The organism is Herbaspirillum chlorophenolicum (assembly GCF_001189955.1).
Lineage (GTDB): Bacteria > Pseudomonadota > Gammaproteobacteria > Burkholderiales > Burkholderiaceae_D > Herbaspirillum > Herbaspirillum chlorophenolicum.
In genome coordinates, this window is sequence record NZ_LFLT01000063.1 from 1 (window position 1) to 14,356 (window position 14,356).

Consider the following 14,356-nt stretch of genomic DNA (forward strand, 5'->3'; position numbering starts at 1 on the left):
GTAGGGGCGTCCTTGCCCATCCTTTTCTGATCGCCCCGTTCTGATGAAGCCGAGGTGGAAATAAAAAGCGGACGCCTGCACGTTCTGTTCATTGACGTCCGTTGTTAGTACAGGGGACAAGGTCAAGGCGTGATTGACCAGGGCTCGCCCCATACCTTTTCCGTGATGGGCAGGGTCGATGAACAAAGCTTCCATATGCGAACCATTCAACAACATGAAACCCAACGGGTTGTCGTTCTCGTCGACGGCTAAAAGCAGTGGAGCAACGGGAAGAAAATCTCGCACTTCCCGGTCAACCGCAGCGCGATCTTCGCAACTTAAAAAATCATGCGTGGCCAGCACGGCATTGCGCCAAATTTCCAGTATCCGCTCACCATCCGCGCCATGAGAGTTTCTAATCTTTATCATGCCGGAAAGCATACTTTCAGCGGAGTGCAATTGCAATCAGCGCTCAATATCCGGTTGTCCGTTCCTGGCCGTTAACGGACACCGAATGCCAAGTATGATTTCTGGGATAGCCTTGGGGGTATTTTAAGCGGTGGCCATAGCTCCGATTTGGATAGATTGTCAGGAGGTTCGCCAGTGATTGTGAACTTCGGTTACTTGGTTGGCCCAAAATGTTAGCCTTTCGATTTGATCTCGACGCCCCCCATAGAGTCCTAATTCATGGGCAATTGAGAAAAATCCTTCTCCAGGATTATTGTCATTTCCACGATGAACAATCAGTGCCGTTAGCATAGGGCGCCCTTGACCATGTTCGAATACTGCAATGTCACCCAATAGTCTCGCGATTTCTTCTCGATCTGCGTCATTCTGCATCGACAGACCAATAAGTGGTGATACGTCACTGTATGCAGCGAGAGCGCGAGCGCGCGCAAGCCTCACCAGTTCGCCGTAGAGAATTTGATTCATCATTTACCCCTCAAGGTTAAGTTAACTATTGCCATCTGCGTTTGGTTACCTAGACAGCTCCGCACATAGTCCGTTTATGGCCGAATGCGATCGTCTAACATGCGCGTCGCATAACCTTTGCCTAGTCAAACATGACCCAGCAAACATAAGGCTGTGTAACGGAGTTGACCTTTGCATTCGCTTGGCAATAACAACCGCCTGCGTTTTTCCCATCGAACTCTTCACGCACGCTCCGGTTGGCTCCTTCGCAGGCCGCTGCTCTGGTGTCTCCCCATCCGAATGTATTGTTTCTGTTTTGCGAGCATGCGGTGGTGATGTCGGATTTGTCGCCAAAGGAACCAGCTTGAAGACAAGTCGAGGCCGCCGCTAATTTTATCTGCGCGGCAGAGGGTTGCTTGGCCGTTGTAACTGGCTGGGCATTGTTCGCAGTCGCTTGATTTTTCTTGCTCTTGGCAGAAGGAGACTGAAAATTTGAAACAGCCGCTATTGGCAATGAGGATGTGGACGAGGCGCCTTTGATTGTCGCGTAGTTATTGGCCGCCATTCCAACGATTTGGAGTGCCGCTGCAATCGTCTCCAGATTGAAGAATTTCTTCTGCGCTGCATCACGCAAGAATTGTTCATTCTGTTCTTTTTGTGCAATGACAATATCGGTATAGTTCGCAGCTTCCAGCAAGACTTCATCCAAGGTCATTGTTCTATTGTCCCGTTTCTGAATTTTCTGCGTGAGCTCGAAGCGGGCAGTTTTGGCTCCCGCTTGAAGTAAGGTCTGTGCGCGTGAGATGAACAGTTTAATTTTGACGGGGTCGTAGTTCGTACCAGGTTCGCTTGCATAGCCGATAAAGCGAACAACTGTATCTAAAGGCAATCCATTCATGTCTGCACCATCGGCGCGGCATGGTTTGTTGACATCGACGCCATCCTGCAGGGTCTTGGCTATTGCTGCTTCAGCGGCCTTGCTCGGCAGCGGCAAGAGTCCGCAAAATACGGATTTTGTCGTCTCGTAGAACGGTAGCATGGTATTTCCAGTTACTTTTCCCGACATGACCAAATCTACTAACGGCTGTTCCCGTCCTAAGTTCGCTTCTGTTACCGGCGAGGTCGCCGCGCAGCCGGCAAGAACTACCATGGTAAGAAAAGCTGCGAATCCTTGGCTTATTGTCCCCATTTCACCCTCTTGTTTTTTAATTGATATTCTGTTGATGCGTTTACCATATCTGGTCTCGGTAACCAGCGCCAGTTCTTCAGGTCGATAGCCAACATTTATTGAGCTTCTTCAGATTTGGGAAGCGTGCGCCGCGCAAAACCGGGTAGGACCAAACCAGTTCTCTGGGGCGATCGATATGACCCATTTGTGCGTCTGTCGGAGGGGCCATGACGCGATATTCTTTGCGCCCATGGGGTGGTATCGTCGTCCCGGTCAGGGCATCACAAGCATAGATCGAGAACAGCAAGATCGTGCCGACTCTTAGTCACGCAAAATTTCTCATGCCCCTGTCCCCAAGTTACTTTTAAAGTGACTGGAGTGTACAGAGGTTGATGCATCCCGAACGGACAAGATGCGAAGTCCGCTTCTGGTCGACGGCGGACGGCGCCTATTGACCCAAAGTACCGTCCTAGTGCGATGACACATAAATAGTGGAATGCTCAGGGTCTGGAAGAGCATAAGCGCTTTTCATCCTCGCTACTTCTTCAACTGGGGTATTTCCAAAAAGGCGCTTAAATTCACGGCTAAACTGAGATGCGCTTTCATATCCAACTTGTGCGCTTGCTGCCGCAACCGTCAGGCCATTACGCAGCATCAGCAAACGCGCTTGATGCAAGCGCGTTGATTTGAGGTACTGCATTGGAGAAGTCGCTGTGACCAACTTGAAATGCGCGTGGAAAGAAGGCGGACTCATTCCGGCTTCTTGAGCAAGCTGTTCAACGTCCAGTTTATCTCCGTATGAGGTGTGGATTTTCTTGATTGCTCTCGCCACCTTCCCATACTGCCCATCATGACGGAGTGCTGCTCGCATGGAAGATCCCTGCTCACCTGTCAGCACACGCAGATAGATTTCTTTCACAAGCGCATTGCCCAGAATCCGTGCTTCCATGGGGTCACTCACTGCCTCTAAAAACCGTAGAACGGAGGCGGACATCTTATCGTCCATCTGAGTAGCAAACATTGTCTGGGGGCTTGCGGACACATCGGCGTCGTCCATCTGCACGAGTAACTCGGCAAGAAGTTGAAAGTCTAGCCGAAAGTAAATTGCCAGTAATGGCTCCTTATCACTAGCATCGGTTTCCATCGTGAACGGCACTGGAACAGATACAGCTAAATAGTGTTGCGCATCATAGAGATAGGTTTCTCCACCTAGGAAACCACGCTTTCGGCCCTGAATGACAACGACGACTCCTGGCTCGTACAAAACAGGAGTTTGACTTAGTGAGCGGTTCGACCTGAGAAATCTGACGCCCGGAAGAAAAGACAGGTTATAGCCCTCATTGGGAGCGAGATTTGTCAGCAAGTCCACCATACGCTGGCGCGCACTCAATTTCACTTGCATTGAATTTTCCATGCTGCCAAAAATAGGCCATTTAATAGTTTTAGGCAAACATTGAATGCTAACCGACATATCCCAACGAAGTGAGCTTGCCTATCATGCTTTCCATCGACTTCCCGAGAATGCTGAGCGAGATTAGTTCGCCAGGAAGTTTTCAACATAGCAAAAATAGAGGAAATTATGCGAAATTCTAAGAAATTAAACTTCCTGATTACTGGAGTCAGTTCAGGATTTGGCCGTGCTTTTGCAGAAGCTGCGTTGCAAGCTGGTCATTCAGTAATAGGCACAGTACGAAGCCAAGACGCCAAACAAGCTTTTGAGAACCTCGCATCTGAGCGCGCGATTGCTGTTGTACTCGATGTGACTGATTTTTCATCCATTGCAAGAACAATCACATCAACGGCCGATAGTTTTGGCCCGATTGATGTACTGGTCAATAACGCTGGTTATGGACACGAAGGCGCTCTTGAAGAGTCGTCATTGGATGAGATGCGACGTCAATTTGATGTCAACGTATTCGGTGCCGTTGCAATGATTAAAGCCGTGCTTCCTTCAATGCGTGCACGACGCAGCGGCCATATCATCAACATTACGTCCATGGGTGGTTTCATCACCATGCCAGGCATCGCTTACTACTGCGGTAGCAAGTTTGCATTGGAAGGTATTTCTGAGACGCTTGCCAAAGAAGTGGCTGACTTCGGTATCAAAGTAACTGCTGTGGCGCCGGGTTCTTTCCGCACTGATTGGGCAGGACGCTCAATGGCTCGCTCGCCAAGAAGCATTCCAGATTACGACACAGTTATTGACCCAATCCGCTCTGCTCGACAGGAGAAGAGTGGCCATCAACTCGGAAACCCAGCAAAAGCGGCCCAAGTGATTCTGGATATTGCCGGCTCTCCTGACGCACCAGTCCATCTTTTGCTTGGCAGCGATGCAGTAAAACTGGTTCGGGAGAAGATCTCGAAGATGGGAGCAGAAATCGACGCGTGGGAAAAAATCTCTGTCTCGACTGATTTCAAGTAAAACCGTTGAATTCGTGAAGTCAAATACTTTCACCTTGATCTAGCGACCATCAGTACGATATACGCATGAGAAGGCGGCCAGACGGCCGCTTTTTCCTTTAGCCGAGGGGCTGCTATTGGCCGATTGCAGTCGCAACGCACTTACCGAGGGGAAGAAAACAACGACTGCGCCAATACCGCATTCACATCGATGATCAAGCGCTCTATCTCAGACCGGCGTCCACTGTCCCCGGCGGAATGCATAAGAATGTCCAGTTCGATGAGCGTTTTACGATATTCATCCTCGTTTCGAATCACACCGTTCACAGAAATTCTCTGCAAGTAAGCCTCGCCAAACAACTCGTCTAAGGAGAGGGCTGCTTTGAATTTCCCCCAGCCTTTTGGGCTCATCGTCTCGCGAGCCACAACGAGCATTTCTTTTCTCAGCGCTTTCAAGTAGGTCTTGCGAGCCTTTCTCTGAATTTCGATAGAAAGAAGCTCCTGGAAATGATTCGCCAAGCTGGAGGCATCAGGTACTTTCCCAAGTGCACCAATGATGAAATTCAGTTCTTGCACCATCACATTGATTTCTTCAGTCGTCATTACTCATCCATAAAGAAGTCCGCTTCTGGCCGATTGCGGGCTATGTGGTTAAACACATTATGAGGCTGAATTAGGCGAGATAGCTGTGCGGCATGGATTAAAAAGAATCTGCGCCTGATGACACTGAAATAGCGATCATGTACTACCGTAACGGTACAAGCAGAGCTGGATTGAGCAATCGTAATCCATCCCTTAACACGCTAGCATTTCGCGCCGTAGCATAGTCATGGCGAGTGTCACGGAAGCATAGATCAATGTGGCATAGGGCGCCATTGCGATCGAGCCGAACAGCACGCAGATAATGTCGCTCGGGCAGCAATAATCTTACGGCTTCGGTGGCAGAGGAAGAAAACGGTGCGCCCCAGCAGGTGATGGTGAAGCCGCGAACTTCTAACCAAGTGCAGATGCGCGCAATCACCCCTGCATCGCAAGGCAGTAGCAGATCGGCATCGGCCGGCATGCGCTCCTTTGGTAATCGCAGCATCCAGCGCGCGAAACTACCATAGACCAGAAATTTTGGAATCGCTGCATGCAAGTCCTGCAGCGTCGCCAGAGTCTGTACCAGATCTATGCTTGCAGAAGAGTTGCGTGCCACCAGGGCATATTCATGTGCACGATTGCTGCGCATGCGGCCGGGTGCCTGCGGCGCGTACGGACGGTCATAGATCAGCACGCGCTCTTCTAGCAACTCGAAACGGTCAGCCATCAGCCGTGCCAAATCCCAGGCTAGCGGCACGAAGTGGCCGCCGACTTGCAGATTCTCCGCGCACAACACCAAATGGGCGCCGGGCTTGAGGCAAGTGCGTAGTTGCTTCAGCGTGCGTTCCAGCATGTCGAGGAATTCCGTGTAGCTGCCGCTGGCGTACAACTGACCGCTCTCGGCCTGCTGCGGCCAGGAACAGCCGAAGTAAGGCACATTGCTCAGCACCAGATCGACCGGTTCCAGGCCGGGCAGCAACTGCGCCGCGTCGCCTTGCAACACGCGCTGGCCGAGGGCTTGCAGGCGCCCCAGGCGCTCGGCCGCGATGGTGGCGCGCGGCGCATCGAGTTCGATGCCGATGCCCGCGCACCCGGCCAGATGCGCCGCCACCAGCGTGCTGCCGAAACCGCAGAAGGGATCGAGCACCGTGCCGCCCGACGGGCACAGATGCCGGATGAAGGGCGTCATCTGTTCCACCCAGCCGCAATCGCGGGCGCCGAAGCCGTCCCGCTGCGCCAGGTCGGGCGGCAGCATCCAGTCGGGATCCTGGTGCTGCAGATGGAGCCAGCTGTTGTCGTTCATGGCCGCGGGCTTTCATCGGCAGAACGCGGTGCACGCATCAGCGTGATGGGCGTCGGCGCTGGTTCCGTCCCGAGCAACACGTTGCGTCGCGGATCCCATCCGCTGCACAGATTACCGTTGGCGTGGAACACCAGCTTATAGACGCGGCCACTGTCGTGGCGCTGGTGCATGCGGGTGTAGTCCGAGGCCTCGAAGATGATCTCCATGCCGCGGAAGTCGAGTACCACATTCCAGAAGTAATAACCCGAGGTGGCATGCCGCAGCCGGCTGTGCGCCGTGAATTCCGGATCGGCCAGGCAGGCGGCCAGCAGGCCATCGATCGCCACCCGCGTGGAGGCAATGTAGTGCGAAGTCACGTTGTCCCGATACGCCGGCCCGAGTTGCGAGAACTCACGCAAGATGACCGCGCCCGCGCCTTGCCGCGTCGCCCAGTCGAGATAGGCCTTGAGCGAGGTCAGATCCGCTACGCCGCCCTGCTGGACGATGCAGACCAGCTTCACCGCCAGCCGCCGCGACAACTGCGCCAGTGTGTCCTCGAAACATGCCTGCGCGGCGATAAGCTGGCCGTCGCGAAAGCGCATGATGGCCTGGTTGGTGCCGGCGTCGAAATGGTGGCGCGACAGTTCCAGCCAGTTCAGCCTGAAGCCTTGCAGGCGTTCGATCAGGCGGCCGCCGGCGCTGCCGGCAAAGCCCGCGCCGTTGGAATACAGCACACTATTTTCCACCGGCGAACGGCCAGCGTGTTCTTGCAGCGCATCCAGCATGGCCAGCATCCAGGCCGCGTCGTCGGTGGTCTCCAGCCCCGACAGCGAATAGGACAAGGGCAAGCCGCACAACGCCGCCAGCGCGGCGCGCAGGCGGTCGAAATAATCGGCGCCAGGACGTAAGACGGCCGCGTGGGCGCCGCCATCGGCCAGTGTTTCCGAACAGAAGCGGCAACGCGCCGAACAGGGCCGGGCCGAGGCATAAGGCGTGAAAGTGACCGGCTGCGCCACTTGCCAGTTGCGGTCGTCGAGCCGCCATTGCCGCCAGCGCGAGGCGTCTCCGCGGTCGGGTTCGCGCTGGATCACGCTTTCCAGGCGCGACTCCAGCAGGCGCTTGAGCGGCGCCGGCATCAGCGGCGGCAGCGCCGCGCTTGTAGCGGATGGTGCTATGGCATCCATGGTTCAGCGTTCCCCGGTCAGTTTGAGGAAACTGTCGAGGATGTGGAAATGATCATCGAAGAAGCTTTCCTCCATCGTCGCCAGCTGCGCGATCGGCGTCCACACTGCTTGTGCGGCATCGTCGGCGGCCTCGACTGCCGGCAGATGCTCCAGCCGCAGGTCGAAGTAATAAGCGTGGGTGATGGTGCGTCCGCGTGCGCTGCGGTCGGGGTGGTCAAAGATCTTGACGTCCACCAACGCGTCTTCCAGCGTGATCGGCAGCACCGCCAGGTTGGTTTCCTCGGCCAGCTCTCGCAGGGCGGCCTGCATCAACCGTTCGCGCTGATCGAGGAAGCCGCCCGGAATGGCCCACAGGCCGCGGCCCGGAAAGCCCTTGCGCTGTACCAGCAGCACATAGTCGGCGGCGCGGATGACGGCATCGACGGTGGTGAAGATCGGTGGATAGGGGGCTGCCGACCAGGCGGTCTTGTACTTTTGCAACTGGCGATGCTCCTCGGCCAGCGGCGCGTAGTGCGGCAGTAGCGACCAGGCGCGCAGATAGTGCCGCGCGCTGGCTGGCAGCATCTGCGCCAGCACATCCAGCGTGACGTCCATGTCTTCGGCCTCGAACCACAGGCGGCGGATGTCGGTGGCATCGATGTCGACGGCGCGTTCCAGCGCCTCCAGCTCCCAGTGTGGGAAATGTCGCAGGTAATAACTGGAGGCATCCTTGAAGTGCCCGATCAGGACGATGCGCGCCTGCTCTCCCGCCACGCCCGCGACCAGGTGCCGGATCTCGGCCGACCAGCGGCGGTCGTCGTAGTAGTCGCGCGTGGCGACAAAGCGCACACGCTCCCGTTGCGTCTCCGGAAGCGCGCTGGCGATCATGGCGGCGCGCTCCTGCCAGGTCAGCGGGTTCTTGGTATTGCGTGCGTGGAAGGCCGAGCCAAGCACCACGATCACTGTCGGCGCGCGTTCTAACGCGCGCTGCAGCAGATGCAGGTGGCCGTTGTGGAAGGGTTGGAAGCGCCCGATCAATACCGCAGCATCCGCCGTTCTTGCCTTGTCTTGCCCTGACATACCCGCTCCTTGTTAGTACTTCACTGCAATGGGAATCTGCCGTCCGCTGCCGAAGGCGCGCGTCCGAACCCGGATCACCGGCGGCGACTGGCGGCGCTTGTATTCGTTGCGCGCGATCAGCCGGCAGATGCGTTCGACCAGCGCGGCCCCCTCTTCGGTTCCGCGCAAGTTTTCGACGAACGCACTGACCGCCCGCGCTTCCGCCGCCGGCAGACGATCGCCTTCGATATGCCATTTGAGAATTTCGTCCAGCACCTCGTAGGGCGGCAGGCTGTCGGTATCGCGCTGGTCCGGTGCCAGTTCTGCCGAAGGCGGCTTGTCGAGTACGGCGCCGGGGATGAGTTCGCGGCTGGCGGCGGCGTTCAAGTGGCGCGCCAACGCGTATACCTCGGTCTTGTACAGGTCGCCGATCAGGCCCAGGCCGCCGTTGGTGTCGCCATACAGCGTGCAATAACCGACCGAGATCTCGCTCTTGTTGCCGGTGGTCAGAAGCAAGGCGCCGAAGCCGTTAGAATATTCCATTAACACCGCCCCGCGCACCCGCGCCTGCAAGTTTTCCAGGGGCAGCCCGCGCAGCGGCGCACTGAAGGCCTTGGCGAAACCGTCTTCGAACTCGCGCACAAGGTCGGCGATGGGATGGCGGAACAATTGCACGCCCAGCGCTCGGCACAGCGTCTCGGAATCGTCCACCGAGCCCGTGCTGGAGAACCGCGATGGCATGGTCACCGCCACCACGTTCTGTGGGCCCAGCGCCTCGGCCGCCAGTGCAATGGTCAGCGCCGAATCGATGCCGCCCGAAGAGCCTACCACCACTCGCTCGAAGCCGCAGCGGCGCGCGTAATCGCGCAGACCGAGGATGATCTGGCGGCGATAGAACTCCGGCGTCGCCAGCGTCTCGTCCACCAGTTGGGGCACGCCGGCACCGTCGGCACGCAGGAAGTGGCTGTCTTCGAACGCTAGCAACTGGAAATCCGGCGCGAAGCGCGCGGCCTCGAACGCCAGTCCCTGCTGCGGCGACATGGCGAAGGAGGCGCCGTCATACACCAGCTGATCCTGACCGCCGACTTGGTTGACGTACAGCAGCGCCATATCGCGCCGCAAGCAGGCGGCTCGGAACAAGGTGTGGCGCTGGGCTCGCTTGCCGACATCGGAAGGGCTGGCGTTGATCGACAGCACCAGTTGCGCACCGGCATCCGCCAGCTTCTGGAAGGGATTGACGCGATAACTGCGCAGATCGTCGTTCCAGCCATCCTCGCAGATCAGGAAACCCACGCGTACGCCCTTGAGCGGCAGCACGCACGCCACTTCCGGTCCGGCCTCGAAGTGCCGGCCGTCATCGAACACGCCATATACCGGCAGCAGCTGCTTGTGATACTCGGCGACGATGGCGCCTTCACGCACTGCCAGCAGCGCATTAAACAGCGGCTTGCCAGGTCCGGTATTGCGGCGCGGCGCGCCGATCACCGCGGTCAGGCCGGGCAGCGCGCGCGTGGCGGCGATAATGCGTTCCAGCGCCGCCTCTATGTTGCGCAGGAAGCGCGGTTCTTCTAGCAAGTCGCCCGGGTAATAGCCGCACACTGCCAGTTCCGGGAAGGCCACCAAATCGGCGCGGCCGGCGGCAGCACGCTGCATGGCGTCGATGATCTGCACCGCGTTGCCGTCGAAATCGCCGACGGTGGGATTGAGCTGGGCGATGGCGATGCGAAGCATGATGAATCCTTTCTGCCGCGTTAGGCCGCGGTGCTGATGCCGAACAACTGGCGCAGATAGGCCAAGAAGGTCTCGTCCTTGCAGATGGTCTTGCCTGGCGAGTCGGACAGCTTGGCGACCGCCTGGCCGTTGCAGGAAGTGAGCTTCATGACGATGTTCAGCGGTTCGATGCCGGTGTCGTTGCTGAGATTGGTGCCGATCCCGAAGCCGGTCATGGTGCGGCCGGAGAAGTGCCGGTACAGCTTGAAAGCCTCCGGCAGATCCAGGCCGTCGGAAAATACCAAGCGCTTGGTGCCGGCATCCAGGCGCAGCTTGCGATAGTGCGCCAGCGCCTTTTCGCCCCATTCGAAGGGATCGCCGGAATCGTGGCGCAGGCCGTCGAACAGTTTGGCGAAATACAAATCGAAATCGGCTAAGAAGGCATCCATGCCAACCACGTCGGTGAGAGCGATGCCGAGATCGCCACGATACTCTTGCACCCAGTCTTCCAGCGCCGCCTTTTGGAAATCGCGCAGGCGCACGCCGAAGGCCTGGTAGGACTGCAGGTATTCGTGCGCCATGGTGCCAATGGGCACCAGGCCGTACTTCTTGGCCAGCCAGACGTTGGACGTGCCCTTGAAGTACTCCTGCACTTCACGCGCTAGCGTGGCCACCACTTCCTCCTGCCATTGCGCCGAATAGCGGCGGCGCACGCCGAAGTCGAAGAACTCGAAGGGATGGCGTCCGCCGGGTTCGCGGGCGAATTCGCGCAGCAGGGCGATCTTGTCTTGCAGGCGGCGGCGGGCTTCGTCCAGCGCGGCGGCATTGCCGAAGCGACGGAAGTAAAGTTCATTGACGATGTAGAGCACGAAGATCTCGAATCCCATCACATGCACCTGCGGGCCGCTGGCGACGATGGACAGGCCGTCGCCTTCGACTTGCACGCGGATGAACTTGCGCTGGAAGCGGAACAGCGCGAGGAAGTCGATGAAGTCGCTCCTCATGTATCGCAGGCCGGCGAGATAGGCCAGTTCGTCGTCGGCGAAGCGCAGCGAGCACAGGTGATCCAGCTCGCGCTCCACCTCCTCCTTCAGTTCTACCAGCGGAAACTGCGGCCGGTTGCGGCAGACGAAGACGTACTCTGCCTGCGCGCCGGGGTGGCTGTGCAGCAGCGCCTGCCACATGGTGAACTTGTAGAGATCGGTTTCCAGCAGACTGCGGACGACGGGCGCCATGATGTGCACTCCTTTCGTGATGATGACGGGCTTGGAGTTCGGGCTTCGGGCTTTAGTGTTCAGGCATTGGCTTGCAATTCTGCTAGCACCTCGGCCGAGCTCGCCAAGCGCACGCCGGCGGCAGCCATGGCGTCTAGGAATTCGAGGTACTGTGCTTCAAATCCCGCCACCGGACTCATGCAATCGGTGACCAGCACCAGCCGGGAGCGGTCGGCGACGTCGAGGTTCTCCACGATATGCTCGGTGGTCGCGCGCACGCAGTGGCTGCCGGCTTCACCGGTGATGTACACGCTGTCGGCATGGGCCAGCCCGTTGATGAAATCTCGGTTGAGCTGGGTGTCAGGGTCGGCGGCATCAGGCACTTCGGCCATCACGGCGGAATAGTGCTCGGTCCAGGGATTGCTGCCCTTGGCCAGCTTGGCGACGATGCTCAGGGTCGTTTCTTCCCAGCGGTTATAGGCGGCACGCACGTCGGCATGCACGGTACCACCCCAGCTACCGATCTCGCAGTGCACCGGCCACACCATCAGGCGGTAGCGGCCGGCGCATTCCAATGCATCCAGGTAAGCCAATGTGCGCGGCAACGCTTGCGGATCGCGCGGCAGATAGCGGCCGGCGCGCACCTCGGCGGCCTCAATTTGAGTGAAAGGGCTGACCGTGCCGCCGTCGCCGACCTGCCAGAAGGTCGGGTGGGCGATGTCCAGCCTGTGGTGGGAATCGATGGTGATGCTGATGGCGGACAGGCCGCGGCCGCCATCATCGATAAGCCGCGCCACGCGCTGCATGTCGGCATGCGCGCCGGCCACTGGCAGCGCGGGTTGCTGACGCGCACCGCTGGCCGGATCGGCCGGGAGATAGGCGGAGGGCAGGTCGCAAAAATCGTTTTGCGGATCGATCACTAGGAGATGCAGATTGCGCTTCATGGCTTCCATCTTTCGGGTTGCGATGGAGCCAGTGTAGAACGGTTAATTTAATATTGCAACTAAGTTGGCTTTAGGGTTTTCCCAAAATTCTCCTTTATCACAGGGAGGGATTTCATGAATAGCGATAAATAGATTCACAATGACACTAACTACCATTAGACTGCTGGCGTAACCGAAGGCAAGGAGAAAAATTGAATCAGGTGATCTGCACGGTGGATGTGGTGTTACTGACGCTGTCGACGGATGGATTGGAGGTCGCGCTGCTCAGGCGCGAACACGCGCCCTTCAAGGGCGTGGCCGCCCTGCCCGGCGGCTATATCCATGCCGATACCGACGCCGATGCGCGCGGCGCGGCGCGGCGCGTGCTGCAGGACAAGACCGGTATCGAAGCGCCGTACCTGGAACAACTGGCCACCTTCTCCGGTGCGGCGCGCGATCCGCGTGGCTGGTCGGTCTCCATCGTCTATTACGCACTGGTATCGTTGGCTATGATCACCCAGATCGAACGCAGCGATCTGGTCCTGGCTAGTGTCGATCGCCTGCCGCCGCTGCCCTTCGACCATGTCTCCATCATTGAGACTGCGGTGTCGCGCCTGCGCAGCAAGAGCCAGTATTCCTCGCTACCCTGTCATCTGCTAAGCGAGGAGTTCACCCTGCCGCAGTTGCAACGCGTCTATGAAATGCTGCTGGGCGAGAGCATCAACAAGGTGAGCTTCCGTCGCAAGATGACCGAGATGGACATGCTCGAACCGGCCGACGGCCACTTCGACACCGCTGGCGCACACCGCCCGGCCCAACTCTACCGGCTCAAGCCTGCTTTCCATAAGCAGTTGCGGCTGGTGGAGCGTGGATTTTGAACCACTCGCCCCAAATTGGCATTAACAGATACCCTCGGACAGCGGCGCCATACCATCGACATAGTCTGGCTAACATCAGCTTAACTATGTCACGTTGCCGAAGTGACAGACCGTGTGGTGGTCTTCGGACGTCAGCAGAAGGTGGAGCAACTAGAGAGGCGTCCCCCCTTGCTAGAGGCCGGACAAGGTTATCACTCGCAAACAGGGATGTGCGCCAGCGCTGGCAGTATTGAGTTGAGTGAAATCGCGGGAAGTGCCTCGAGAACGAAAAATCCCGCAGCGATGTGAGATTTTTTGATTCATGTGATGCCTGCTTCTGGCCGATAGCGGTCCTTAGACCGGCTTTCGTAGTTCTAAGAATGGTTGTGTTACTTAACCAGAGAAATTAGCGAGGTATTCATCGAGGCGACAGAGCAAAAGCATTAAGACACTCTGTCCCATCGGCTCCGTGCCTTGTGGATGCCGGCATTTTCTCAAAGCAAATTAACGCGCGATTTAATTTCTCAAATCTTTCCTTCAACTGCTCAGCTTCGCATTGAATGCTATAGGCGGATTGCCAGGGATCTGCGGCCAAAGTCAGTGCTGCGGAGAGTTCGCATGCCTCCGGATAATATTTTTCCCACGCTGCTTGGGCAGCCTCGAACGAGCTAACAACTCGCGCATCCGTCTGCCATCCACTAACCTCGAATGTTTGGGACAGCGTGATAGTCAGCCGTCGGTAAGCCTCCTTTTGTAATTCTCGATACTGGCTTCGGTACTGCAGCGCCTCACAAGTTGCGTGGTTTGCACTGGTTATTGGCAGAACATCGTCGCAACTCCCATACGCTTCCTCAATGGAAAATGCCCATCCCTGCTGACTGACGATAGACAGTGCGAGACCGATAGTCAGACAACGCATCCCCCATTTATTCATATCTTCCCCGTTTGCTGAGTGCCATTTTTTGCCATGAATTCCCCTTAACCACTTTCTAAGGCAGAAAAATCCACCCTCCGCAGGCTATTTTTTGCATGTCGACGTCTGCTATTGGCCGGAAGCCGACATACTTCGCATCCCGATTCTTGCCAGGTCGTTGGCATTTTCATGCC

General features: G+C 57.4%; 14 protein-coding genes. 2 read left to right on the forward strand and 12 right to left on the reverse strand.

Annotation, left to right across the window (positions count from 1 at the left end; genetic code table 11):
• The 4 genes from AKL28_RS21600 to AKL28_RS21610 all read right to left on the reverse strand — a co-directional run.
• Window positions 1–408, reverse strand: a 408-nt coding sequence (locus AKL28_RS21600) for an acetyltransferase (protein ID WP_050470392.1), incomplete at its 3' end; no start/stop codon positions are given.
• Between the two features lie 159 nt (window positions 409–567).
• Window positions 568–915: a hypothetical protein gene (locus tag AKL28_RS24670; RefSeq protein WP_156226435.1), complete on the reverse strand. Its 348-nt coding sequence runs from the start codon at window positions 913–915 to the stop codon at window positions 568–570.
• Window positions 916–1,033: 118 nt separating this feature from the next.
• On the reverse strand, window positions 1,034–1,930 hold the full coding sequence (locus tag AKL28_RS21605) for a hypothetical protein (RefSeq protein ID WP_050470382.1): 897 nt from the start codon (window positions 1,928–1,930) through the stop codon (window positions 1,034–1,036).
• Between the two features lie 598 nt (window positions 1,931–2,528).
• On the reverse strand, window positions 2,529–3,461 hold the full coding sequence (locus AKL28_RS21610; RefSeq protein ID WP_050470383.1) for an AraC family transcriptional regulator: 933 nt from the start codon (window positions 3,459–3,461) through the stop codon (window positions 2,529–2,531).
• Between the two features lie 177 nt (window positions 3,462–3,638).
• Between AKL28_RS21610 and AKL28_RS21615 the strand changes: the two genes are divergently transcribed.
• A complete protein-coding gene (locus AKL28_RS21615; RefSeq protein ID WP_050470384.1) occupies window positions 3,639–4,481 on the forward strand; it encodes an oxidoreductase in 843 nt (280 codons plus the stop codon).
• A 140-nt stretch (window positions 4,482–4,621) separates the two neighbouring features.
• On the opposite strand, the gene AKL28_RS21620 is transcribed toward AKL28_RS21615, so the two are convergent.
• From AKL28_RS21620 to AKL28_RS21650, 7 genes are all read right to left on the reverse strand, one after another.
• Window positions 4,622–5,062 (reverse strand): hypothetical protein, encoded by a 441-nt coding sequence (locus tag AKL28_RS21620; RefSeq protein ID WP_050470385.1) that lies wholly within the window; start codon window positions 5,060–5,062, stop codon window positions 4,622–4,624.
• Between the two features lie 142 nt (window positions 5,063–5,204).
• A complete protein-coding gene (locus AKL28_RS21625; protein ID WP_050470386.1) occupies window positions 5,205–6,344 on the reverse strand; it encodes a TRM11 family SAM-dependent methyltransferase in 1,140 nt (379 codons plus the stop codon).
• Window positions 6,341–7,507, reverse strand: a complete 1,167-nt coding sequence (locus AKL28_RS21630) for a hypothetical protein (RefSeq protein WP_197091075.1) — start codon at window positions 7,505–7,507, stop codon at window positions 6,341–6,343. The genes AKL28_RS21625 and AKL28_RS21630 overlap by 4 nt, the downstream gene beginning before the upstream one ends.
• Before the next feature lie 3 nt (window positions 7,508–7,510).
• On the reverse strand, window positions 7,511–8,566 hold the full coding sequence (locus AKL28_RS21635; protein WP_050470387.1) for a bifunctional nicotinamide-nucleotide adenylyltransferase/Nudix hydroxylase: 1,056 nt from the start codon (window positions 8,564–8,566) through the stop codon (window positions 7,511–7,513).
• Window positions 8,567–8,578: 12 nt separating this feature from the next.
• Window positions 8,579–10,276: an NAD+ synthase gene (locus AKL28_RS21640; protein WP_050470388.1), complete on the reverse strand. Its 1,698-nt coding sequence runs from the start codon at window positions 10,274–10,276 to the stop codon at window positions 8,579–8,581.
• A 20-nt stretch (window positions 10,277–10,296) separates the two neighbouring features.
• On the reverse strand, window positions 10,297–11,490 hold the full coding sequence (gene pncB / locus AKL28_RS21645; protein ID WP_050470389.1) for a nicotinate phosphoribosyltransferase: 1,194 nt from the start codon (window positions 11,488–11,490) through the stop codon (window positions 10,297–10,299).
• A gap of 59 nt (window positions 11,491–11,549) precedes the next feature.
• Entirely contained in the window at window positions 11,550–12,413 is an 864-nt protein-coding gene (locus tag AKL28_RS21650) for a cysteine hydrolase family protein (RefSeq protein ID WP_050470393.1), read from the reverse strand.
• Between the two features lie 191 nt (window positions 12,414–12,604).
• Here AKL28_RS21650 and AKL28_RS21655 point away from each other — a divergent pair, with 191 nt between their 5' ends.
• Window positions 12,605–13,270: an NUDIX hydrolase gene (locus AKL28_RS21655; protein ID WP_050470390.1), complete on the forward strand. Its 666-nt coding sequence runs from the start codon at window positions 12,605–12,607 to the stop codon at window positions 13,268–13,270.
• A gap of 397 nt (window positions 13,271–13,667) precedes the next feature.
• Here AKL28_RS21655 and AKL28_RS21660 read toward each other — a convergent pair whose 3' ends face one another.
• The gene (locus AKL28_RS21660; protein WP_050470391.1) at window positions 13,668–14,183 is read right to left on the reverse strand and encodes a lysozyme inhibitor LprI family protein; all 516 of its coding nucleotides are present in this window, start codon (window positions 14,181–14,183) and stop codon (window positions 13,668–13,670) included.
• Between the last annotated feature and the right edge of the window lie 173 nt (window positions 14,184–14,356).

Bases quoted from the DNA above. Each gene is read 5' to 3' on its own strand.
- AKL28_RS21615 (WP_050470384.1), top strand. From the start codon at position 3,639: ATGCGAAATTCTAAGAAATTAAACTTCCTGATTACTGGAGTCAGTTCA.
- AKL28_RS21660 (WP_050470391.1), bottom strand. From the start codon at position 14,183: ATGAATAAATGGGGGATGCGTTGTCTGACTATCGGTCTCGCACTGTCT.
- pncB (WP_050470389.1), bottom strand. From the start codon at position 11,490: ATGGCGCCCGTCGTCCGCAGTCTGCTGGAAACCGATCTCTACAAGTTC.
- AKL28_RS24670 (WP_156226435.1), bottom strand. From the start codon at position 915: ATGATGAATCAAATTCTCTACGGCGAACTGGTGAGGCTTGCGCGCGCT.
- AKL28_RS21650 (WP_050470393.1), bottom strand. From the start codon at position 12,413: ATGAAGCGCAATCTGCATCTCCTAGTGATCGATCCGCAAAACGATTTT.
- AKL28_RS21605 (WP_050470382.1), bottom strand. From the start codon at position 1,930: ATGCTACCGTTCTACGAGACGACAAAATCCGTATTTTGCGGACTCTTG.
- AKL28_RS21610 (WP_050470383.1), bottom strand. From the start codon at position 3,461: ATGCAAGTGAAATTGAGTGCGCGCCAGCGTATGGTGGACTTGCTGACA.
- AKL28_RS21620 (WP_050470385.1), bottom strand. From the start codon at position 5,062: ATGACGACTGAAGAAATCAATGTGATGGTGCAAGAACTGAATTTCATC.
- AKL28_RS21625 (WP_050470386.1), bottom strand. From the start codon at position 6,344: ATGAACGACAACAGCTGGCTCCATCTGCAGCACCAGGATCCCGACTGG.
- AKL28_RS21630 (WP_197091075.1), bottom strand. From the start codon at position 7,507: ATGGATGCCATAGCACCATCCGCTACAAGCGCGGCGCTGCCGCCGCTG.
- AKL28_RS21635 (WP_050470387.1), bottom strand. From the start codon at position 8,566: ATGTCAGGGCAAGACAAGGCAAGAACGGCGGATGCTGCGGTATTGATC.
- AKL28_RS21640 (WP_050470388.1), bottom strand. From the start codon at position 10,276: ATGCTTCGCATCGCCATCGCCCAGCTCAATCCCACCGTCGGCGATTTC.